General features: G+C 71.1%; 2 protein-coding genes (1 of these 2 running past the window's edge). Both read right to left on the bottom strand.

The genetic code is table 11. The features are described from left to right. A protein-coding gene (locus ACWDUA_RS14830; protein WP_449751763.1) for a non-ribosomal peptide synthase/polyketide synthase crosses the window boundary here: on the bottom strand, window positions 1–22,335 show its 5' portion. Its footprint begins 17,982 nt before the window's first position; 22,335 of the gene's 40,317 nt are visible here — the first part of the coding sequence; it begins with the start codon at window positions 22,333–22,335; its stop codon lies beyond the left edge, outside the window. Next, a partial coding sequence (locus ACWDUA_RS14825; RefSeq protein WP_449751762.1) for an amino acid adenylation domain-containing protein occupies window positions 22,332–26,327 on the bottom strand: 3,996 nt, incomplete at its 5' end. The genes ACWDUA_RS14825 and ACWDUA_RS14830, both read right to left, overlap by 4 nt.

Raw genomic sequence — 26,327 nt, 5'->3', positions numbered from 1 at the left:
GCGGGTCACGACGTCGACGATCTCGAGATCGGTCCCGGTCCCGGTGCCGGTCAGCGAGTCGGTGTCGACCGGATAGGACTCGTGCACCATCAGGGTGTCGAACACTGCGCCGGCGACCCCGGTCATCGCGAGCAGGTCCGGGAGGCCGATCTGCTGATGGTCGAGCACCGCGACCTTGTCCGACTGCAGGCGGGCCAGCACATCTCGCACCGAACGGTCCGGATCGACGTCGACCACGACGGGCAGCGTGTTGATGAACAGTCCCACCATCGACTCGACACCGTCGAGGTCGGCGGGGCGTCCGGAGACGGTCTCGCCGAACGTGACGACCTGTTCGCCGCCGACCCGCGACACCAGGACCGCCCACGCGAACTGGACGAGGGTGGCCAGGGTGACGCCGAGATCGCGGGCGGCGGCATCGAGTGCCGCGGTGCGGTCGGCGGGGACGGTCAGCACGCGTTCCTGCGGGAGATCGTCGACGGAGGCCTCACGTCCGGCGGCGACCAGTGTCGGCCGGTCGACCCGGGCCAGGACCTCTCGCCAGGCCGCCCTCGCCGCAGTGGTGTCGGCGGTCGCCAGCCGACGCAGATGGTCGGCGAAATCGCCTGCGGTACCCGCATTCTCGGTGTAAGTGCGCCCGGTTGCATACAGCGCCAGCAGATCTGCGAGGACCAGCGGCCCGGACCATCCGTCGAGCAGGATGTGGTGGTTGGTGACCACCAGATGGGCACCGCCGGCGTGGCGGACGAGGACGAACCGGACCAGCGGCGGCCGATCGAGATCGAACCGCTGCAGCCGCTCGCGATCGGCGATCCGCGCGATCCGATCGTCCTCGGCATCGGTCACCGAGGCGAGATCATCGCCGAGGTCGACCACTTCCCAAGGGATCTCGACGTCATCGGCGATCACCGCGACCACCGAACCGCCGATGGTGCGGACGAATCCCGACCGCAGCACCCGGTGGTGATCGAACAATCGGTGGGCGGCCTCGCGCAGCCGTTCGGCGTCGACGTCACCGCCGACCGACACGATCACCTGGGTCACGTACACGTCGACGGCACCGGTCGCCGAACCCGCCGCGGCGAGTTCGGCCTGGAAGTACAGGCCCTGCTGCAGGGGTGCGAGCGGCCAGATCACCGCGTCACCGAACCGAGCGGCGAGGTCGTCGAGGTCGGCCTGCCCGACATCGGCACCGGGCACATCCGACGGGGACAGACCCAGCGGGGTGCCCCCGGCCACGACGGCGGCCACGGCACCGAGTTCGGCCAGCCACCGGTCGGCGAGGTCGGTGATGTCGGAATCGTCGAACAGTGCTGCGGGGAAGGCGATGTCGGCGCTGATCTCACGACCGTCCGCGGTGGGCACCGTACTCGCATTGATGGTCAGCGAGTTCAGGGCGACCATCCGGCCGGCCGGGGATCCGAGCAGCCGGATCTCCTGCCCCACCGGCAGCAGATCTCCGGACCGCGCAGGCCCACCCGCAACGTTGCCCAGGTAGTTGAAGCCGATCGACGGCAGCGGACGCGCCGACAGCTCGGTGTCGGCGAGATAGCGCAGGACACCGAAACCCACTCCGGCGTCGGGGCGGCCCAGTCGCTCCTCCTTGGCCGCCTTCACCGCGTGCACCGGGTCGGTACACGGGTCCAGTGCGACCGGCACGACAGTGGTGAACCAGCCGACGGTGCGCGACAGGTCGGCGCTGCGCGGGTCGTCGCCGCGGGCGAGGATCTCCTCGGTGCGGCCGTGTCCCTCGACCAGTACCGAGACCGGTGCGTCGTCGACGATGCCGCGTTCGGCCTGCCAGGATCGGACGGCACGCGCCAGGGCGGCCAGCAGCACGTCCTCCACACCGGCGTCGAAGGCCCGGGGTACCGACGTCAGGATCTCCTCGGCGAGTTCGGATCCGACGCGCGCAACCACCGATCGTGCGGTGGCCGCCCGGTCGCGGCTGCGGTCGAGCTGGGCGCCCAGCGCTGTCGGACGCACCGGCAGCCGGTGCAGCCAGTGCCCGAGTTCGGTTGTGCGCAGGTCGGTCTGGTCGACCAGTGCGCTCGTCCAGGCCCGCATGGAGGTCTGTTCGGCACGTGGCGCGGGGGTCTGTCCGGCGGTGTGGGCGGCCCACGCGGTGACGAGGTCTTCGATGATCACCGACCACGACACGGCGTCGACGCCGAGGTGGTGGATGACCAGCACGATCCACCCGGCCCCGGCGGGGTCGGTCACCAGCACCGCCTCGACCAGCCGGCCCGCCGCCGGGTCGAGTCGACCGGCGGCGTCGGCATGTGCGGCGGTCACCGCGTCGACGAATCCCGCCGAGCCGACGGGGTCGGCCGACCCGGTCACCGTCACCGGCCCGGCGAGGTCGGTGCGGGTACCGGTCACGAGTCGCGGGACGGTGTCGTCGACGGTCAGCGCAGCGCTCAGCATCGGGTGGGTGGCGAGTACCGTACCGAGCAGGTCGGCGAGCACCTCGGCGGTGATCCCGGTGGGTGCCTGCAGTACCGAGGCCTGCGAGAAATCGGCGAGATCGGCTGTGGTGTCGAAATGTTCGAGCATCCAGGAGACGATCGGCGGCACCGGAAGCCCGCCGGTCGGCCCGCCGTCGGGCTCCGCGAGCGCCGGGAGGGTGTTCGCGCCCGCGATCACCGCCCGGGCCAGCGCCCGGACGGTGCGGTGCTCGAAGACATCCCGTGGCGAGAGCCCCATCCCCGCGGCGCGCGCGGCGGAGGCGAGCTGGATCGACATGATCGAGTCGCCGCCGAGTGCGAAGAACGACTCGGTCACCGACACGTCGTCGACGCCGAGCACGGCGGAGACGATGGCCGCCAGTGCCACCTCCACGGTGCCCTCGGCGGCGACGTGCTCGTCGCCGATCCCGAAGTCCGGGACGGGCAGGGCGCGGCGGTCGAGTTTGCCCGCCGGGTTCAGCGGGACGGTCTCGAGCCGTACGTACACGGTGGGCCGCATGTATTCGGGTAGATCGCGGGCGATCCGGGTGCGCACCACGTCGAGGTCGACCGTGGCCGGCGCCAGGTAGCCCACCAGATGCTGGGCACCCGACGGCGCGATGGCCACGGTCACCGCGGCATGCACCACACCGTCGGCGGCCGCGAGGACCGATTCGATCTCGCCGAGCTCGATCCGCTGACCGCGCAGCTTGACCTGGAAGTCGGTGCGGCCGAGGTACTCGATCGCGCCGGAGGCGTTCCACCGCACCCGGTCTCCGGTGCGGTACAGCCGGGCACCGGGATCACCGTGGGGGTCGGCGACGAATCGTTGCACGGTGAGGTCCGGCCGGCCGGCATATCCGCGGGCCAGTTGGACGCCGCCGAGGTACAGCTCACCTGGGACGCCGACCGGCACCGGCCGCAGCCGCGCGTCGAGCACCCAGGTGTCGGTGTTGGTCACCGGGCGTCCGATCGGGATGATCCGCGGGGCGTCGGTCACGTCGGCATGGGCGACCTCCACCGCGGCCTCGGTGGGACCGAACAGGTTGTGGACACCCACCCACGGCAACGCCTCGTGGGCCTGCGCCACCACCGCCGGTGGCAGCGCCTCACCGGAGGCGAACAACCATCGCAGCGTGGTCAGTTCGCGCAACCGGTCACGCCCGACCACGTCGAGGAAGACCGCCAGCATCGACGGGACGAAGTGGACCGAGGTGGCCCCGGTGGCCGTGATCAGATCGCCGATGTACTCGGGGTCGGTGTGTCCGCCCGCCCGGGCGATCACCATCTGCGCCCCGGCCAGGAGCGGACCGAACAGCTCCGGAACCGAGACGTCGAAGGTGTACGGGGTCTTCTGGACGATGCGATCGGCCGGGCCCCACGGGTATTCGTCGAGTCCCCAGTGCAGGCGATTGAGCACGGCGGCATGGGAGACGGTGACACCCTTGGGCCGGCCGGTGGAGCCGGACGTGAACAGCGTGTACAGGGCGTGATCGGGGCGCAGCGCGGCGATGCGCTCGGCGTCGGTGACCGGGGTGTGATCGCCGGTGACCGGTGCCGACGCATCGACGGCGAGCACGGTGACCGTCGCGTCCGCACCGTCGACGATCTCGGCGATCGCCGGGGAGACCGTGCCGGAGACCAGCACGATACCGATCCCGGCGGTCGCGATCATGCCCGCCACACGGTCGGTCGGCGCCGCGGTGTCGATCGGGACGTATTGTCCGCCCGCGGTGACGACCGCCGCGATCGCCACGACCATCTCCACCGACCGCGGCAGGCACACGCCCACCGCGACGTCGGGACCGACACCCAGTGTGATGAGTTGTCGCGCAAGGGCATCGACGCGCTCACCGAACTCACCGTAGGACACCTCGCGGCCCTCGTGGTGCAGGGCCACCGCGGTGGGCGCGGCGGCGATCGTGGCGGCCACGGCGTCGGCGATGGTGCCCGCGGCGTACCGGGTCCGCGCACCGCGCGAGCACCCGTCGAGGTCCCGGAGTTGCCGGTCGTCGAGCAGGGCGACGTCACCGACCGCGATCTGCGGGTCGGCGGTGACCGCGTGCAGCACGTCGGAGAACGACGCCGCGAAGCGCTGTGCGGACGGTTCGTCGAAGAGATCGGTGGCGTAGATCAGTGTCCCGGACCAGCTCTCGCCCCGCTCGCCGACGGTCAGCCCGATCGCGAGATCCACCTGCGCCGCCACCACGGGTGCCGGCAGCGCGGAGATCGTGAGTCCGGCGTGCTCGCCTGCCGGGATGCCGACCGCAGGATCGGTGACACCGGGGATCGCCGAACGATCGAGGGTCAGCATCACCTGGGCCAGCGGGGCGAACGCCTCCGACCGCACCGGATTGATCTTCTCCACGAGGGTTTCGAACGGCACGTCGGCGTTGGCGAAGGCATCCAGGTCGACGGTGCGGGTGTGGCCGAGCAGATCGGTGAAACTCACCGCCGGATCCACGCCGGTGCGCAGCACCAGTGTGTTGACGAACATGCCGACGAGCAGGTCGAGTTCGCGCCGGCCACGCCCGGCGATCGGGGTGGCGACGACGATGTCGTCGGTCGCCGACAACCGGGCGAGGAGCACCGCGAGCGCGGCGTGGGCGACCATGAAGGCGGTGACGGCGTGCTCGGCGCCGATCGCCGCGGCCCGGTCGGCCACCTCGGCGGGTATCTCGAAGGTGACGCGCGCCCCGCGCCCCGTCGCGACCTGCGGCCGTGGCCGGTCGGTGGGCAGGTCGAGTACGTCGGGCACCCCGGACAGCCGGTCGAGCCAGTAGACCAGCTGCGCACCGACCACCGAGTCCGGATCGTCCGACCGGCCGAGCACCCGGTGCTGCCACAGCGCCACGTCGGCGAACTGCACCGGTAGCGCCTCGAATCGTGGTGCCTCACCGGCGATCCGCGCGGCGTAGGCGACGATCAGGTCGGTCATCAGCGGGGCCATCGACTGTCCGTCGGCGGCGATGTGGTGGGCCACCACGCCGAGCAGGTGTGCGCCGGCGGCGTTGCGCCACAGGCGTGCCCGCACCGGCCATCGCGTGCTCACGTCGAAGCCGGCGGTCAGCGCGGCCTCCAGTTCCGCACGTGAGCCGACGACCTGCCAGTCCAGGCGAGCGGCCACCGTCGCGGCGTCGTCGACCTGCTGGACGGGTGCCCCGTCGACGGACGGGAAGGTGGTCCGCAGGATCTCGTGGCGGATCACGACGTCGACGAGCGCATGCCCGAGGGCATCGACGTCGAGCGCGCCGGACAGTTCGAGGACGACGGGGATGTTGTACGTCGGCGCCGAGGGGTCGAACTGGTTGATGAACCACATGCGCTGCTGCGCAAAGGACAGTGGGATCCGGTCCGGCCGTGGCATGACGGCGGTGATCGGTTCCGATCCTCCCGCCCGATGGGCGACGTGTGCGGCCAGGGTCCGCACGGTGGGGGCCTCGAAGAGATCACGGACCGACACCTGCGAGCCGACGACGTCGGCGACCCGGGCGGCCAGGCGCATCGCCGACAGCGAGTTGCCGCCGAGCGCGAAGAAGTCGTCGGTGACACCGACCCGATCGACGCCGAGCAACTCGGCGAAGACATCGGCGATCATCTCCTCCGCCGGGGTGGCGGGCCCGATGTACTCCACGGCGGAGAACTCGGGCACCGGCAACGACTTCCGGTCCAGCTTGCCCGCGCTGTTGATGGTGACCTCGGTCAGCACCATCCAGGTGGTCGGACGCATGTACTCCGGTAGCGACTGCGCCACCGCCTGTTTCACAGCTTCCAGGTCCACCGGGCGGCCGCCGGGCGCGGCGACGTAGCCGACCAGGTGCTGCCCGCCGTGCGGTGAGTCCACCACCGTCGCCGCGGCGTGCACCACGCCGGGTGCCGATGCCATCACGGCCTCGATCTCGCCGAGTTCGATGCGCTGGCCGCGCAGCTTCACCTGGAAGTCGGTGCGGCCCAGGTACTCCAGGACCCCGTCGGGCCGGCGCCGAACGAGGTCACCGGTGCGGTAGAGCCGTGTCCCGCCGGCACCGAACGGGTCGGCGACGAACCTCTCGGAGGTCAGGTCGGGGCGTCCGGCATAACACCGGGCCAGCTGGACGCCACCCAGATAGAGTTCGCCCGGCACTCCGGTCGGCACCCGCCGCAGACGTCCGTCGAGGACGACCGCCGACGAGTTCCACACCGGCACACCGATGGCCACCGACGACGCGCCCGCCTCGACGGTCTCGATCGACTCGTAGGTGATCTCGACCGCCGCCTCGGTGGGGCCGTACAGGTTGTAGAACCGGACCTGCGGCATCCATGCGCGCAGCCGCGCGGCCACCGACGGCGGCAGCGCCTCACCGGTGGTGGACACGATCCGGACCGACCTCAGCGATCGCACCCGCTCCTCCCCCGCCACGTCGAGGAAGACCGCCAGCATCGACGGCACGAAGTGGACCATCGTGGTGCGGGTGCGGGCGAGTTCGTCGGCGACGTGGATCGGGTCGAGGTGCCCATCGGCGCGCAACACGACCATGGTGGCGCCGACCATCAACGGCGCGAACAGTTCCGGGACCGACACGTCGAAGGTGTACGGCGTCTTCAGCATCACCCGGTCGGTGGTGTCGATCGGGAGTTCGTCCAGTCCCCACCACACACGGTTGAGGACCGCGGCGTGGGTCAGGGTGACACCCTTCGGGCGCCCGGTGGAGCCCGAGGTGAACAGGGTGTAGACGGCGTCGTCGGGCCGGATGGCGCGGACACGGTCGGCGTCGGTGAGGGCGGGAGTGGCCGGGTCGAACAGACCGCCACAGTCCACCTCGACACACCGGATGCGCTCGAGTGCGGCGATCGACGGCGGCACCGTCCCGGCGCCCACCAGGACGACACCGACGCGTGCGGTCGACACCATGTACTCGACGCGATCGGCCGGTGCACCGGTGTCGATCGGGACGTACTGGCCGCCTGCGGCGATCACCGCGTGGATGGCCACCACCATCTCCGCCGATCTCGGGATGCACAGACCCACGGCGTCATCCGGGCCGACGCCGAGCCGGCGCAACTGCCGCGCCAGGACGGCGACGCGGGCGGCGAACTCCGCGTAGGTGATCCGACGGTCACCGACCAGCAGCGCGGTGGCATCCGGTGTCGCCGTCATCTGTGCGGCGACGGCGTCGGCGACCGACCCGAACGCCGGGAGTGCGATCTCACCGCCGGACTCACGGCCGGCCTCCGTGGCCGTCTCCGCCGGGCTCATGATCTCCACGTCGCCGACGCAGGTCGCCGGGTCGGCGACGAGTGCGCCGAGCACCTCGGCGAAGCGCCGGACCAGCCGGTGCGCCGTCGGCTCGTCGAACAGGTCGGTGGCGTACACCACCGACACCGGCCACTCGGTACCCGGTGCCGCACTCGACACCGTGATGTACAGATCCACCTGTGCCGCCGGGGATCCCGACACCACGGGCGTGATCACCGGCTCGGTGACGGCGGCGAGGACGTCGTCGGCGGAGGCCGCCGGATCGAACGAGAGCATCACCTGGGCCAACGGCGCGAAGGCCTCCGACCGGGTGGGATTCAGTCGTTCGACGAGTACCTCGAACGGGACGTCGGCGTTGCCGAAGGCCTCGAGATCCCCCGCCCGGACGTCGTCGAGCACCGCAGCGAAGGTCATGTCGGGCCGAATCCCGGTGCGCAGCACCAGGGTGTTGACGAACATGCCGACGAGCGGGTCGAGCACCGACTGCCCGCGTCCGGCGATCGGGGTACCGACCGCGATGTCGTCGGTGGCCGAGAGCCGGGCGAGCATCACCGCGAGGGCGGCGTGGACGACCATGAACGGGGTGATGCCCCGGTCGTGAGCCAGCTCGACGACTCCCCTGCCCACCTCGGCCGGGATCCGGGTCTCGGCACGACCACCGCGGTGTGAGGCGAGTGCCGGTCGAGGCCGGTCGGCCGGGAGCTCGAGGACGTCGGGCAGACCGTCGAGTTGCCGCGCCCAGTGGTCGAGCTGCCGACCGAGCACCGACGTGGCGTCCGACGGATCGCCCAACGTCGAGTGCTGCCAGATCGCGACATCGGCGACCTGCACCGCCAGGGGCTCGAAATCCGGTTCCCGCCCGTCGTTCCGGGCGGTATAGGCGGTGACGAGATCGGTGATCAGCGGTGCCATCGACTCGCCGTCGGCGAGGATGTGGTGCACGACGAGGGCCAGCACGAACTCGTCGTCGCCGAGAACCGCGACGCGCACCCGCAACGCCGGATCGGTGGTGACGTCGAATCCGTCGGCGACGGCCGTCTCGATCCCCACGGGCGAGTCGACGACCTGCCAGTCGAGACGAGACGGGATCTCGGCGACCGGGTGGACGTGCTGGTGGGCCACCCCGTCCACGGCGGGGAAGGTGGTGCGCAGGATCTCGTGCCGGGCGACCACGTCGCCGACCGCCGACCGCAGGGCGTCGAGGTCCACGGCACCGGTCAGCCGGAGCACCGCCGGGATGTTGTAGGTGGACGCCGCCGGATCGAACCGGTTCAGGAACCACATGCGCTGTTGCGCGAAGGTCAGCGGGATGTGGTGCGGCCGCGGCGACACAGCGACGATCGGCGCGAGTGCGTCGCCCCGGCCGGCGAGCGTCTCGGCCAGTGCGCGCACCGACGGCGCCTCGAACAGGTCGCGCACCGACACGTCCACGCCGAGTGCCTCGGCGGTGCGTGCGGCCACCCGCGTGGCCGACAGCGAGTTGCCCCCGAGATCGAAGAACGAGTCGGTGGCACCGACCGCGCCGACGCCGAGGACGTCGGCGAAGACTGCGGCCACCGCCTGCTCTGCGGCGGTTCGTGGCTCGACGAAATTCTTTGTGGTCGTGGCGGATTCCGGCACAGGAAGCGCAGCACGATCGAGTTTGCCGTTGGCGGTCAGCGGCAGTGTGTCCACGGTGACGACGAGGTCGGGGACCATGTATCCCGGGACGTGCGCAGCCGCCGAGCGCCGGATCTCCTGGGCGTCGAGCGGTTCTGCCGGGGCCGCAGCCGAGCCGGAATCGGCAGCAGCAGAGCCGGAATCGGCCACGACGTAGCCGACCAGCACGGGGCCTCGCTCGGGCAGGGTGACGACCGCTGCGGCGGCGGCGGTGACACCGGGTGCCGACAGCAGCGCCGACTCCACCTCGCCGTATTCGATGCGGTAGCCCCGCAACTGGACCTGGGCGTCACCACGGCCGAGGTACTCGATGTCGTCGCCGATGCGCCGGGCGAGATCGCCGGTGCGGTACATGCGGTCGCCGGTGCCGAACGGTGAGGCGACGAACCGGGTCGCGGTGAGGTCCGGCCGGTTGAGGTAGCCCTGCGCGAGTTGTCCACCGGTGACGTACATCTCGCCGATCACACCCTCGGGGACCGGGTTCAGGCGGGCGTCGAGGAGGTGGACGCCCAGCGATTCCAGCGGGCGCCCGATGAAGCTGGCGTCGCCCGCCGACACCGTGGCCGGATCGAGTTCGCGGAAGCTGACGTGCACCGTGGTCTCGGTGATGCCGTACATGTTCACCAGGACGGCGGTGTCGGACGGGTTGTCGTCCAACCAGCGTCGGACCTGGTCGAAGCCGAGTTGCTCACCGCCGAAGACCACATACCGCAGCGGTAGCGGGCGCGGGTCACGGCGGCGGGCGTCGGCGAGCTGGTAGAAGGCCGACGGGGTCTGGCTGAGCACCGTCACCCGTTCGCGGTCGAGGAGATCGAGGAACAGTGCCGGATCACGCGCGAGGTCCCTGTCGACCAGCACCACCCGGGCGCCGGTGGACAGCGGTCCCCACAGCTCCCAGACCGAGAAGTCGAAGGCATAGGAGTGGAACAGCGTCCACACGTCGTCGGCACGGAAGTCGAAGTCGCCTGCGGCGGTGTCCATCAGGGTCACCACATCCCGGTGGGTGACCTCGACGCCCTTGGGGCGACCGGTGGAGCCGGAGGTGTAGATCACATACGCGCGGCTGTCGGCGGCGATCGTGCGCGCGGGAAGCCTGGGCGCACCGCCGGTCTCGGCCTCCAGGTGGGCGATGTCGGCGACCGTGACGCCATCGGGCACACGGGTCCACAGCTCGGCGCCGGCGGTCGTGGCGTCGGTCAGGACGATCCGCGGTGCGGCGTCGGACAGGATGTAGGCCAGGCGTTCCGGCGGATTGGTCATGTCCAGCGGCAGATAGGCTGCGCCGGCCTTCAGCACGCCGAGGATCGCGACCACCAGATCGACGGTGCGGGCCGGGGCGACGGCGACGAGATCACCGGGCCGGACGCCACGGGCGGTGAGCGCGTCGGCGACGGCCGACGATCGCCGGTCGAGCTCGGTGTGGGTGAGGCTGCGAACACCGTCGGAGACGGCGATCGCGGTGGTCCCTGCGGCCGGTGACCGGGTGAACAGATCCACCAGGGATGCACCGGAGTTCGCGGTATCGGTCACCGGGGTGCGCAGTGACCGCCGGTACCGTTGCGGGTCGGCGAGGGCGATCGCGGCGGTCGGCGTATCGGGAGCCGCGACCACGGTCTCGAGGATGCGGACCAGCGCATCGGTGAACACCTCGACCTGGCGGTCTCCGAAGGCCGCGGGCAGGTACTTCAGCTTCACCTCGAGGTGGTCACCGGTCATTCCGGTCACCATCGACAGCGGGTAGTGCGTCGCATCGGTGGCGGTGATCTCACCGATCTGCAGTCCGCCCACGGCCGCCGAGGCGAGCGAGTCGGTGTTCACCGGGTACGACTCGTGTACTGCCAGCGTGTCGAACAACTGCCCGTGTCCGGCCGCCGCCATCAGTTCCGGCAGTGGGATCTGCTGGTGGTCGAGTACCGACACCTTGGCCGTCTGCATCGCGGCCAGCACCTGTGCCGCCGACGCCGCCGGGTCGACGTCGACCACCGAGGGCAGGGTGTTGATGAACAGCCCCACCATCGACTCGACACCGTCGAGATCGGCCGGTCGGCCGGAGACCGTCTCGCCGAAGGACACCACTCGCTGCCCGGTGACCCGGGACAGCAGCACCGCCCACGCGAACTGCAGCACCGTCGACACCGTCACGCCCTGTTCGCGGGCGGTGGCCTCGATCGATGCGGTCAGCTCCGGCCCGAGCACCCGCAGGTGATCCCGCGGCAGTTGGTCGAGAGTCGCCTCCCGTCCCGGGGCCACCAGCGTCGGCGCCTGCACCGGTGCGAGCACCTCCCGCCATGCCGCCAGACCGGCAGCGGAGTCTGCTTGTGCCACATGGGAAAGGAAGTCGGCGTAGTCCTTGCCGCAACCCCCGCTGCGGTCACCGGGGGTTCCGGTGTAGGTCTGCCCGGTCGCATACAACGCGAGCAGGTCCGCCAGCATCAGCGGCGACGACCACCCGTCGAGCAGGATGTGGTGGCTGGTCACCACCAGACGGGTCCGGTCACCCGCGCGCACGACGGCGAACCGGATCAGCGGCGGGGCGCTCAGATCGAACGGTTCGAGCCGCTGTGCCGTTGCCAGTCCGGCGACCGTCTCGTCGAGATCCGGGACTTCGAGATCCGGGGCGTCGGGATCGGCACCGGGATCGGCACCGGGCACGACGAGTTCGAGCTGCTGCCACGGAACCTCCACGGATTCCGGCACCACCGCGACCACCGCACCCGACCCGGTGCGCACGAACCCCGACCGAAGTACCCGGTGGGCGTCGAGCAACTCCTGCGCCGCACCGCGCAGGCGCATCACATCCACCGCACCGGTGAACGACAGGACCGCTTGCGCCACATACACATCCACCGCACCGGCGGATCGGCCCCCGGCCGCCAGCTCCGACTGGAAGTACAGGCCGCGCTGCAGCGGCGACAACGACCACACCGCCGCACCCGGGAACCGCACCGCCAGATCGTCCAGATCCGGTTGCGACACCGTGACCCCCACGACGTCCGACGGCGACAGACCGGGATCGCCGACCTCCTCGACGTAGGCGACGATCGTGGCCAGCTCCGCCGACCACCGGTCGGCGAGGTCACGCACGAGGGCCACGTCGAGCATCCCCGTGGGTGCCGCGAACTCCGCACTGAACTCGCGCCCGGCGCGTCCCATGACGGTTCCGACGGTGACGGTCAGCCCGGTCGACGCCATCGCGCCGGATGCGGTGGCCGGGAGGCGGGGTGCCACCGGGTCGGGCAGGAACCCTCCGGTGACCGCGTCGGCGCCACCCGCGGTTCCGGCCGCGTCGCCCGCCACGTTGCCGAGATAGTTGAACGCGATCGACGGCACGGGGCGATGGGTGAGCTCGGTGTCGGCGAGGTGACGCAGGAGGCCGAATCCGATTCCGGCGTCGGGTGTTCCGGCGAGTTCTTCTTTGACCGCCTTCACCGTGTGCACCACGTCGCCGGTGACGTGCAGGCGAACGGGGGCGACGGTGGTGAACCATCCGACGGTACGGGCGAGGTCGGCGCGCACCGGACGCGGCCCCCGCTCGAGGACGGCCTCCTCTCGACCGTGACGCTCCACCAGCACCGACACCGGACGGTGATCGGCGATGCCGTGTGCGGCCTGCCAGGATCGGACCGCGCGACCGAGGGCGGCGAGCAGCGCATCGTTGACGGTGCCGCCGAATGCGGCGGGGACCATGCCGAGGAGGGGTTCGGTGACCTCGGCGGCCACGCGTTGCACCACCGGCCGCAGCGTGCTCATCCGGTCGCGTCGCCGGTCCGGTCGCGCACCGAGATCGGTGGGGAACCCGGGGGCACGGTCGAGCCAGTACCCCAGTTCCGCCTCGTGGTCCCCGACGCGTTCGGCGAGTGCGGCGGTCCAGGCGCGGGCCGACGTCCCCTCACCGTCGAGCTCGGTGCCCGGCCCACCCGCCCAGACGGTGACGAGATCGGTGACGACGGTGCGCCAGGACACGGCGTCGACACCGATGTGATGGATCACCAGCACGATTCGTGCGCCGTCGGTGCCGCGCACCAGAACCGCGGACACCAGGCGACCCGACGTGGGGTCGAGGCGGGCCGAGGCCGCCCGGAAGGCCGCGACGATCGCGTCGGCGAATGCGGCGTCGGCAATCGATGCCGCCACGTCGACGGTGGTGACCGCATCGCCCGCGTCGAACGGACGACCGGGCACCAGTACCGGGGTGGCCACCCCGCTGGTCTCGTGGGGGTGGGTGTCCAGCAGCGCCGCCGACATCATGGGGTGTGCATCGACGACCGCCGACAGGACCCGGGCGAGGTCGGCGCCGGTGAGTCCGTCGGGTGCGACGAGCACCATCGACTGGGAGAAGTCGGCGTGATCATCCGGGGTGTCGGAATGCTCGAGCATCCAGGACACGATGGGCGGCAACGGAACCGGGGCGTCGGTGGCGGGTTCTGCGACGGTGTCGAGGAGGTTGTCCGCACGCGCGACGGCCACCGCGATCGACCGGATCGTGCGATGCTCGAACACCTGACGCGGGGTGAGATCGACGCCCGCCGACCGCGCGGCCGACGCGAACTGGATCGACATGATGGAGTCGCCGCCGAGGGCGAAGAACGAGTCGGTGGCCCCGACCCGGTCCAGGCCGAGGAGACCGGCCACGATCGCGGCGAGCGTTTCCTCGGTCCGGCCGGCCGGCGCGACGTACTCCTCGCCGAGGTCGAGGACGGGGCGGGGCAGGGCACGGCGGTCGAGCTTGCCGACCGGGGTGAGCGGAAGTCGTTCGAGCACGGTGAAACTCGACGGGACCATGAACACCGGGAGGTCGCGTTCGAGGTGACTGCGGAGTTCCGCGGCGTCGGCCCCGCGCGGGGCGACCACGTAGGCGGCGAGCGCGGCGACCACGGATTCGCCGCTGTCGGCGACGGCACCGTCGGCGGTGATGCCGACGACGACGGCGGTCTCGACCGCGTCGTGGCGGGCGAGGATGCTCTCGATCTCGCCGAGCTCGATCCGCAACCCGCGCAACTTGATCTGGTCGTCGCTGCGGCCACCGTAGGCGACGGTCAGGTCGCCGTCGGCATCGCGCACCCAACGCACCACGTCACCGGTGCGGTACATCCGTTCGCCGGGCACCCCGAACGGTGTGGCGACGAATCGCTCTGCGGTGAGAGCCGGCCGGGCGAGGTAGCCGCGGGACAGCGGCAGTCCGGTGACGTACAGCTCGCCGAGCACACCCACCGGGACCGGATGCAGGCGGGAGTCGAGGACCGTCAGTCCCACACCGTCGAGTGGTCCGCCGAGGGTGACCGGCACACCGGATCGCAGGGGTGCCCCGATGGTGATGCCGATGGTGGTCTCGGTGGGGCCGTAGAGGTTCTGGACACGGACGTGCGGCGCCCAGGCCTCGGCGAGGGAGTCCGGGACGGCCTCGCCGCCGGCGTAGACGGTACGCAGGGAGGTCAGCGTCGCGGGATCGAGCGAGGCCAGGACCGTCGGGGTGAGGAAGGTGTGGGTGATCTGTCGGGCCCGGATGAACTCCGCGAGGTCGCGGCCGACGACGACGTCGGCGGGACGATAGATCAGCGTTCCGCCGCCGAGGAAGGCCAGGAGGTACTCGAGTACCGAGGCGTCGAAACTCGGGGATGCGAAACCGAGGACGTGGGCTCCCGCGGCCGAATCCGCGCGGCGGAACTCCTCGGTGGCGAAGTTGAGCAGGCCTCGATGGGTCACCGCGACACCCTTCGGGCGGCCGGTGGAGCCGGAGGTGTAGATGACGTAGGCCAGCGAGTCGACGCCGACGGGGCCCAGGCGGTCGGCGTCGGTGACCGGTGCGGTCGACCGGGTGGCCACCTCTGCGGTCACCGGATCGGAATCCAGGGTGATCCAGTCGATGTCGTGTCCGGGAAGCTCGACTGCCGCGGACACGGTGAGACCGATCGACGCACCCGAGTCCTCGATCATCGCCGCGACACGGTCGGCGGGGTAGTCCGGGTCGATCGGCACATGACCGGCACCGGCCTTGGCGACCGCCCAGATCGCGGTCATCAGTGTGGTCGATCGGCCGATTCCGAGGGCGACCACCGTCTCCGGTCCCGCGCCGCGTTCGATCAGCGTGCGCGCCAGCGCATTCGACGCCTCGTCGAGCTCCCGATAGGTGAGGGTGCCCGATGTGTCGGTGACAGCCGGGTGGTCGGGGTGCCGGCGCGCGGCGTCGGTGAAGATGTCGGCGAGCAGGATCGGCCGGGTACCGGCCAGACCGCCCACCGGGGTCAGTGACAGGGTCTCGGCGACGGTGGTCACCGCGACATCGCCGACCGCGCGCTGCGGTGCGGTCACGAGTTCGCCGAGAACCATGACGAAGCGGTCGAGCAGCGCCGAGATCCCTTCGGCGGTGAAGAGATCGGTCGCATAGTTGACCACGCCGGACCATGGTCCGTCGGGGGCGGCACCGATCCCGATCGTGAGGTCGACCTTGGCGGTGGTCTCCTCGATGTCGAGGATCCCCACCTCCAGCCCGTCGAGGTGGGCGGCGACGGTGTCGACGGCCGGGGGCTCCGGCTGATAGGTGAGCAGGACCTGGGTGAGCGGCGCGAAGGCCTCCGACCGTGTGGGGTCGAGGGCATCGACGACGGCCTCGAAGGCGACGTCGGCGTGGGCGAAGGCGTCGAGATCGATGCTGCGGACGGAGTCGAGCAGCCCGGTGAACGACGAAGCGGGGTCGACGGCGGTACGCAGCACCAGGGTGTTGACGAACATGCCGACGAGGCCGTCGAGTCCGGCCTGCCCGCGTCCGGCGATCGGGGTGCCGATCGCGATGTCGTCGGTGGCGCTCATCCGCGCCAGGAAGACCGCGAGCGCGGCGTGGATCACCATGAACTCGGTGACGCCGCACTCCGCCGCGACAGCGCGCACGCGCTCGCCCACGGTCTCCGGGATCGCGAAGCGCGCCTCGGCGCCACGCTGCGAGGCGACCGGTGGACGACGATGGTCGGTGGGCAGGGGCAGCAGGTCGCCCAGCCCGGCGAGCCGCTCGCGCCAGAAGTCCAGCTGGGCCCCCACGAGCGACCCCGGATCGTCGGGGTCGCCGAGGACCTCGTGCTGCCATAGGGCGTGGTCGGCGAACTGTACGGGCAGTTCGGCGAAGTCGGGTGCACGACCGCTGACGCGTGCGGTGTATGCACCGACCAGGTCGGTCACCAGCGGCCGCATCGACTGGCCGTCGCCGGCGATGTGGTGGACCACGAGGAGCAGCAGGAACTCCCGGTCCCCCGGCTCGTCACCGCCGGTCGGTGCGACCCGGACGCGCAGTGGATGTGTGGTCGCGACGTCGAAGCCGGTGGTCGCCGACGCACGCAGGGCGGCGGCGTCGTCGACCACGGCCCAATCGAGCAGCGTGCGGGCGGTGGCGGGATCGGTGATCTGCTGCACCGGACGCCCGGCGACCGACGGGAAGGTGGTGCGCAGGATCTCGTGACGGTCGACGACGTCGCCGATCGCCTGACGCAGGGCGTCGAGATCGACCGCACCGCGCAGGCGCAGGCCGACCGGCAGGTTGTAGGCCGGTGACGACGTGTCGTACTGGTTGAGGAACCAGATGCGGAGCTGCGCGAACGACAACGGCACGACCGCCGGCCGCGGGTCGACGCGTCGCACCGGCGGCTGCCCCGCCCCCCGGGATGCGACGAGGGTGACGAGGTCACGCACCGACGGTGCATCGAAGACGTCGCGGACGGAGACGTCGACGCCGAGTGCCGCGGCGGTCCGCGCGGCGACCCGGGTGGCGGCGAGCGAGTTGCCGCCGAGATCGAAGAACGACGCGGTGACCGACACGTGCTCCACGCCGAGTACCGACGCGACCACCGCCTCGACCGCCGCCTCCGCGTCGGATGCCGGCGCCACGACGTCCTCGACGGTGAATTCCGGTGCGGGCAGGGCATTTCGGTCGATCTTGCCGGACGCGTTGCGAGGCAGGCCGTCCCGGATCTGCCACACCGACGGTCGGAGGAACTCGACGAGATGCTCGGCGGCGAAGGACCGCAGGGAGGCCACATCCACGGCGTCGTCGCCGACGCCGGCGACATGGGCGACCAGCACGTCACCGGTGGGGCCGGCGACGACGGCCGCGGCCACCGCCGCCACCCCGGGGGCGCCGGCGAGGACGGACTCGACCTCTTCGAGCTCGATCCGCTGACCGTGGAGCTTCACCTGGAAGTCGCTGCGCCCGACGTACTCCAGTGACCCATCCGTCCGCCGGCGGACGAGATCACCGGTGCGGTAGAGACGCCCGCCCGCATCCCCCGCGGGACCCGTGCCGAAGGGATTCGCGACGAACCGCTCGGCGGTGAGTCCCGGCCGGCCCGCATAGCCGCGGGCGACCTGTGCCCCACCGAGATACAGCTCTCCGGTGACACCGGTCGGGACCGGCCGCAACCGTGCGTCGAGAACCCGGGCGGTGGCGTTGGCGACCGGACGGCCGATGCCGGGGTTCCCCTCCGGCGAACCCACCACGGCGGTCGTCGCGTCGACCGTGACCTCGGTGGGTCCGTACTGGTCGATCAGTCGTGCGGCGGGCATCGCGTCGAGAGCGCGCCGCGCCACCGCCGGGGCGAGGAGCTCACCGCCGGTCAAGACGGTGCGCATCGAGGCGAGGGCATCGGAGTCCTCGGATGCCACCACCTCGTCGAGGAAGACCGTCAGCATGGACGGGACGAACTGGGCCATCGTGACCCGCTCGGTGGCGATTGCCGCCCGCAACGCGACCGGGTCACGATGCGCGTCGGGTCCGGCGAGGATGGCGGTGGCCCCGGAGATCACGGGCCAGAACAGTTCCCACACCGAGGCGTCGAAGGTGGCCGGGGTCTTGACCAGGACGCGTTCGGTGTGCGGCTCGGTGGCCAGGGCGCCGAACCAACCGAGCAGGTTGGCCAGCGCCCGGTGGGTGACGGTCACACCCTTGGGTCGGCCCGTGGAGCCCGAGGTGAACAGGATGTAGGCGGCGGTGTCCGGGCGGATCGTCCCGCGCCGTTCGGCCGCGGTCGGCAATGCGACGTCGGCCGCGGTGCCGGGGTGGGTACCGGTGTCGACGGAGTGCACGCGCACCTGCGCACCCGCCCCACCCACGCCCGGCGGCACGCCGCCGGGCCCGACCAGCACGTGTCCGGCCCCGGTCGTGGCCACCATGTGGGCGATCCGTGCGGCCGGGGCCTCCGGATCCATCGGCACATAGGCGCCGCCGGCACAGATCACGGCGTGGATCGCCACGAGCAGTTCCGGCGATCGCGGGATACACACGCCGACGGCGTCGTCCGGACCGATCCCGGCGTCGATGAGTCGACGGGCGAGGGCGGCCACCCGCGTGCGGAAGTCGGCGGCGGTGATGGTGCGACCGGCGCAGGTGACGACCGCACGCCCCGGATCGCCGTCACACAGTGCCGTGGTGATCAGGTCGGCCACTCCCGCGGTGCCGATCCCCGCCCCGACGACCTCGAGCCGGGGACCGGCGGCGTGGGCATCGAGGACCTCGTACTCGGCGGCGGTGAGGATGCCGGCGGCATCCACCGGCAGTTCGGGATGTGCGGTGAGGGCATCGAGGACCCGGACGAACCGCTCGCCGAACTCGTGGGCGGTCACCTCGTCGAACAGGTCGGTGGCGTAGCCGATGGTGCCGCGCCAGCCGCTCTCCCCGACCGCGATACCCAGTGTCAGGTCCACCTTGCTGGGCAGGTCGTCGGGTTCGGCGGCACGGATCCGCAACCCGCCGGCATCGCCGACGTCGAGGGTCGCGGTGGTGAGATCTGTTGTGGCGGACTGGTCGAAGGCCAGCCACACCTGTGCGAGGGGGGCGAACGCCGCCGAGCGGGTCGGATCGACCCGCTCCACCACGGCCTCGAACGGGACGTCGGCGTTGGCGAGCGCGGCGAGGTCGACATCGCGTGTGTCCGCGATGAGTTCGGCGAACACAACACCTGGACGGACCTCGGTGCGCAACGCCAGTGTGTTGACGAACATACCGACCATCGGGTCGAGCACCGACTGTCCGCGTCCGGCGATCGGGGTACCGATCACGATGTCGTCGGACGCCGACAACCGCGCCAGCAGTACCACGAGTGCGGCATGCGCGACCATGAAGCCCGACGCGCCGTGCGTGCGCGCGAGTTCCTCCGCCCGCCGCGAGACCGACTGCGGCACGGAGAACTCCACGCGCGCTCCACGGTGGGAGGCAACCGCGGGGCGGGGACGGTCGGTGGGGATCTCGAGGACGTCGGCGATGCCGGCGAGCCGGTCGGCCCAGTACGCGAGCTGCGCACCGATCGGCGAGCCGGGATCCGCGGCGTCGCCGAGGACCTGCTGCTGCCAGATGGCGTGGTCGGCCACCTGGACCGCGAGCGGATCGAGATCCGGTGCCGTTCCGGCGATCCGGGCACGATAGGCGGTCAGCAGATCGGAGACCAACGGCTGCAGCGACTCTCCGTCACAGGCGATGTGGTGCAACACCAGCGCCACGACGTGTTCACGCTCGGACCGCCGCAGGACACGAACGCGCACAGGCCATTCGGTGGTGACGTCGAACCCGCCCATCGCCGAGGCGCGCAGCGCGGCATCATCGTCGACGGCCGCCCAGTCCACCGCGGAGGCGATCTCGTCGACCCCGTGGACATGCTGGTGGGCCACCCCGTCCACCGCCGGATAGGTGGTGCGCAACACCTCGTGCCGGGCGATGACGTCGTCGAGTGCCCGTCGCAGGGCCCCGGCGTCGAGGTCGCCGGTCAGCTCGAGGATCGCCGGGACGTTGTAGGTGGGCGCGGTGGGGTCGAGGCGGTTGAGGAACCACATCCGTTGCTGCGCCAGGGAGAGCGGGATGCGTTCGGGCCGGTCGGTCGCGACGATCGGCGGGAGGGCCGCACCACGCTCGGCCGACCGTTCGGCGAGTTCGCGGACGCTCGGTGCCTCGAACAGGTCGCGGACGGTCAGGTCGACGCCGAGATCCTCGGTCGCCCGGCCCACGATCCGCGCGGCGAGCAGGGAGTTGCCGCCGATGTCGAAGATCGACTCGGTGACACCGACACGGTCGACACCGAGCACGTCGGCGACGATCCCCGCCAGCCGCCGTTCGGTGTCGGTGGCCGGCTCGACCGACTCACCCGAGGACTCGATCACCGGGCGCGGCAACGCATGCCGATCGAGTTTGCCGTTCCCGGTCAGGGGCAGCCGATCGATCACCGTGACGACGTCGGGAACCATGTACTCCGGCACCGCGCGGGCGACCAAACGACGCACCTCGGCACCGTCGATGTCGGTGCCCTCGGCGGCGACCACATACCCCGCGAGCAGACCGCCCCGCTCCTTCTGGTCGACGACGGCCGCCGCCGCGGCCACGACCCCCGGGACGCGGAGCATCGCGGCCTCGATCTCGCCGTACTCGATCCGGAAGCCACGCAACTGCACCTGGGCGTCGCCCCGCCCGAGGTACTCGACGTCGTCGCCCACACGGCGCGCGAGGTCGCCGGTGCGGTACATCCGGGATCCGTCCGCGGCGAACGGATCGGCCACGAACCGGGTGGCGGTGAGTCCGCGGCGATCGAGGTATCCGCGGGCGAGTTGGGTTCCGGCGACGTACATCTCGCCGACCACTCCGGTCGGCACCGGTCGGAGCCGCGAGTCCAGGATGTGCAGTTCCAGCGACGCCAGGGGATGTCCGATGAACGACGCGTCCTCGGCGGTGACGACCGCCGGATCGAGTGCCCGGTGGGAGACGTGGACGGTGGTCTCGGTGATGCCGTACATGTTGACGAGCACGGCGCCGTCGGCCGGCGTGGCGTCGTACCAGCGCCGGACCTGCTCGAAACTCAGTGCCTCGCCGCCGAACACGATGTAACGCAGGTCCAACGGGATCGGGGTGCGGCGTCGGGCGTCGCTGAGCTGGTAGAACGCCGACGGGGTCTGGCTGAGCACGGTGACGTGGTGCTCGGCGAGGGTCTGCAGGAATCGCAGGGGGTCGCGGGTGACGTCCTCCCCCGGGATCAGCAGTCGGGCCCCGGTCAGCAACGGTCCCCAGAGTTCCCAGACCGAGAAGTCGAAGGCATAGGAGTGGAACATCGTCCACACGTCGGTGTGGGAGAAGTCGAATTCGGCTGCCGCGGCTGCCATCAGCGAGACCACGTCGGCGTGGGTCACCACCACGCCCTTGGGCTTGCCGGTCGAGCCGGAGGTGTAGATGACGTAGGCGGGTGTGCGGTCGTCGATCGCGGTGGCGCGGTGCCGCAGGGTGGGCGTGGCCACGGCCGTCGACCGGTCGTCGACCAGGCGGTCGACGCTGGTCAGAGAGACGCCGAGATCGCCCCAGCCGTCGGTCATCTCGGTATCGGCGAGCACCAGCAGCGGCGCCGCGTCCTCGACGATGGTGCGGATACGGGCGATCGGCTGCGATCGATCCAACGGCAGATACCCGGCGCCGCTCCGGAGGACGCCCAGCAGGATGACCACCAGATCGGTGGTGCGCCCGACGGCGACACCGATCAGGGCCTCCGGCCCGGCGCCCGCGGCGTGCAGTGCCGCAGCGAGCTCCCCGGAGCGTTCGTCGAGATCACGGTAGGTCAGACTGTGCCCCGACAGGTCGGTGACGGCCACACGGTCACCGAAGCGGGCAACACTCGACCGGAACAGGCCCGGCAGCGAACACAGGTCGTCGGTCCCGGCGAGATGGCCGGCGCGCGTACGGATGTCGGCGATGGCCTGTCGGGTCGCCTCGACGATCTGCTCAGGGTCCGGACCGGCCGTCGGCAGCAGACCGGCCAGCGTCGCACCGACGGCCGCCTCGTCGTCCAGGCCCTGGGCGGCGAGGACCCCGGCGGTCACCGACACCTGCGTGTGCAGCCGGCCGAAGGAGACCGGTCCCGAAGGCGCCTGCACCGCAACCGTGTCCGGAGACACCGCGGCGGCGAAGGCGATCAGGTGAAGAGTCGTCGCCTGGGAGCCCCAGGCACGAGAGATGTCCGCGGCTCCTGCATCGACATCGGTCACGTCTGAGTCGTTCCTTCCCTCACCTGTGTACGGTTCCCGTCGGCGACGACCTCCGTCGCGGTGGACCGGATGCTCGCCAACACCTCACCGAGCGCGGCCGGCCCATCGGCGGCGAGCGTCGGGATCAAACTCATCAATGCGGTGGTCAGTGCCGAATCCCGGTCCGGCAGAACCGCTGCCATCGCGGTGGTCATCGTCGCGATCGCGGTGAACGTCACCGGGGCGGCGCCGCGGCCGACCGCGCCGGACTCCGGTGCCACCTGGGCGGCGAGGTCGACCAGCTGGGGAAGCGGCAGCGCGGCGATGTCATCGGACTGATCGCCCGCGATCGCCTCCTCCTCGGCGGTGTTCACCGAGATGTCGCCCACGAGGACCTGGGGATTCTCGGCGATGTCCTCGAGGACACGGACATAACGCTGCGTGTAGAGCTCGACGGTCTCGCGGCGGAAGAGATCCGCCGCATAGATCATCTGGGCCTTCATCGCCGGTTCCTCCTGGGGAATCTCGTCCTGCACCGCACCGGGGGCCGGTTGCGGTGGGTAGAGCGTCAGCTGCAGGTCCACCTTCGCCGCGGTCAGTTCCTCCGACAGCGGTGTGACCGCCAGGCCGTCGAGGGTCACCGCGGGGAAGGTGAAGTTCTGGAAGGCGAACATGACCTGGTAGATCGGATTATGACTGGTCGGCCTCGAGGTCAGCACCGCATCGGCGATGGTGTCGAAAGCGATGTCAGCACAGGCCATGTCGGCCAGATCCTCCTCGCGAACCCGGTGCAGCATCTCGGCGAACTTCTCGTCGTCGCGCACCTGGGTGCGCAGGGCGAGAGTGTTGACGAACATGCCGACGACGTCGTCGAGTTCGGCCTCACCCCGGCCGGCGTGCGGGGTGCCGATGACGATGTCGCGCTGCGTGGTCAACCGGCTCAGCAACAGCACGAAGGCGGCCTGCATCACCATGAACAGCGTCGCATTGTGCCCGCGCGCCACCACCTCGAGGCCGGCCACCAGGTCCGGGTCGATATCGAAGTCGACCGCACCGCCGGTGAAGCTCGGGGTGCGGGGCCGCGGCCGGTCGGTGGGCAGTTCCAGCCGGGCCGGCGTCCCGGCGAGCCGCTGGGTCCAGTAGGCCAGCTGACGCCGCGCCTCGGAGTTCCCGTCAGTGTCGGTGTCGGCGAGGATCTCCTGCTGCCACAGGGTGAAGTCGAGGTAGTCGACGGGCATGTCCGACCAGTTCGGCGGCACTCCCCCGACACGTGATGCATAGGCCGACATGAGATCTCGGGCCAACGGACCCATCGAGATGCCGTCGGCGGCGATGTGGTGGACCACCGCGACCAGCACGTGCTCGTCGGCTCCGGTGGCCAGCAACAGGACCCGCACCGGCGGTGACGCGGTGACGTCGAATCCCCGGCCGGTGAAGGCCGCGATCGCCGCGGCCGGGTCGCCGTGACCCTGCTCGTCCATCCGTCGCTCGATCCGCTCGAGCGCGGTGGCGGTGTCGAGCACCGCCTGGATCGGGTCGCCGTCGACCATCGGATAGTGGGTGCGCAGGGCATGGTGCCGGGCGATCACGTCCTCGACCGCGGCGGAGATCGCGTCCCGGTCGAGCGCTCCCGACAGGTGCAGGGCCATCGCGACGTTGTAGGCCGGCGAGTCCGGGTCGGCATGGTTGATCAGCCACATCCCGCGCTGCACCGTCGACAGCGGGGCGACGCCGTCATGGGCCGCCGGTTCGAGCCGGCGCCGGCGGTGGCGGTGCAGCAGGGCCGCGTGATCACACAGCTCCCGGACCGACGGAGCGGCGAAGATCGCCGCGACGGTGATGTCGTATTCGAGTTCCGCCGACAACCTTGCCGCGAGTTTGGTTGCGCTGAGCGAGTTCCCGCCGAGATCGAAGAACGACTCGGTGACACTCACGTGATCGGCACCGAGGACCTCCGCGTACACCCGGGCCACGATCTGCTCGGTGTCGGTACTCGGCGCGACCGTCTCCGCGACGGTGATCACCGGCTCCGGCAGGGCCTTGCGGTCGACCTTGCCCGCCGCGTTCAACGGGAACACCGGCAGCGGCATCCAGATGGTCGGCACCATGAAGTCCGGCAGGTGCTCTGTGAGTGTCCGCGCGACCGTCGCCGGTGGTGTCGCATCGGGTGCGTAGTAGGCGACCAGCGACTGGCCCGCCGACAGGTCGACGACCGTCGCCGCGGCGTGCACCACCCCGGGAACGGCCACCAGCGCCGCCTCGATCTCGCCGAGCTCGAGCCGGCGGCCGCGCAGCTTCACCTGGAAGTCGTTGCGTCCCAGGTACTCCAGCTCCCCGGACGAGTTCCACCGCACGAGGTCGCCGGTCCGGTACAGCCGGGCCCCGTCCGGGCCGAACGGATCGGCCACGAAGCGTTCGGCGGTGAGCCCGCCCTGTGCGGCGTACCCGCGGGCGAGTTGGACCCCGCCGAGGTACAGCTCGCCGGGGACACCCTGCGGGACCGGCTCGAGCCGGGGTCCGAGCACATGGGTGGTGGTGTTGGCGACGGGACGGCCGATCGGCACCACGGTCTCGCCCGGCAGGACCTCGTGGGCGGTGACGTCCACGGCGGCCTCGGTGGGGCCGTACAGGTTGTGCAGGCGGGTGGTCGGAAGTCCGCGGAGCACCGCGGCGGCGACCCGTGCGGGCAGCGCCTCCCCCGACGTGAACATCAGCCGCACCGATTCCATCGACGCGAACTCGACGGTGTCGAGCGCGTCGAGGAACGCCGAGAGCATCGACGGCACGAAGTGCACCACCGACACCCGGTGGCGGTTGATCACCTGACGCAGCGAGGACGGGTCGCCGTGCCGGTTCGGTTCGGCGATCACCAGCGCCGACCCGGTCATCAAGGGCCAGAACAACTCCCACAGCGAGACGTCGAAGGTGACCGGCGTCTTCTGCAGTACGACGTCGTCGGCGGTCAGCCGGTGGGCATCCTGCATCCACTGCAGCCGGTTGCCGATCGCCGCATGGCTCACGGTCACGCCCTTCGGCCGGCCGGTGGAGCCGGAGGTGAACAGTGTGTAGGCGGCGTCGTCGGTGCGCAGCGGGGCGTGCCGGTCCGCGTCGGTCACCGGTGCCGCACCCCGGGCGATGACGGTCTCGATCGGGACCCCGGTGTCGACCGGGATCACCGCCACCGCCGGTCCGAGCTCGTCCGCGAAGCCCGGGGTGTGCCCGGCGGCGACCAGGAGGTGGTGCACGCCACCGGTGCGCACCATGTACTGCGCGCGTTCGACCGGCGTGTCGACCGCCACCGGCAGGTAGGCGCCACCGGCGGTGACCACCGCGTGGATCGCGACGAGCAGCTCGACCGACCGGTCGATGGCGACGGCGACGGTGTCGTCCGGGCCGATCCCCGCGGCGATCAGGTCGCGGGCGAGACCGTTGACGCGGGAACCGAATTCGGCGTAGTCGACGACGCGGTCCCCGGCGATCAGCGCGGGCCGGTCACCGGCTGCGGCGACGGCCGCGGCGACGCGGTCGGGCAGGGTGGTGGCAAGCAGCTCGGTGTCGGCCCCGTGCGACCATTCGCGGATCGGGGCGAGCTCGTCGGCCGAACACCGGAGCAGGTCGGCGACCCGGACGGCGTCGGCGCCGGCCTGCGCCATCCCGCGCAGCACCGCGATCAGCCCGTCGGCGAACCTGGCGATCGTCGCCTCCTCGAAGAGATCCGAGGCATAGGTGAACTCGATGCTCATCGGGGTCCCACCGGGGTCGCGCGGATCGGCGACGTGCACCGAGAGGTCGTACTTGGACGCCGGTACGCGGGCGTCGATGACCGTGTTCCCGGTGTCGGTGTGCCCGGTGTCGGCGTGCCCCGTGTCGGCGTGCCCCGTGTCGGCGTGCCCCGTGTCGGTGTGCCCCGTGTCGGTGTGCCCCGTGTCGGTGTGCCCCGTGTCGGTGTGCCCCGTGTCGGTGTGCCCCGTGTCGGTGTGCCCCGTGTCGGTGTGCCCCGTGTCGGTGTGCCC

The organism is Gordonia sp. NPDC003376, assembly GCF_053589235.1.
Note: the sequence above shows the minus strand (reverse complement) of the source record. Positions and strands in the feature narration are given on the sequence as shown.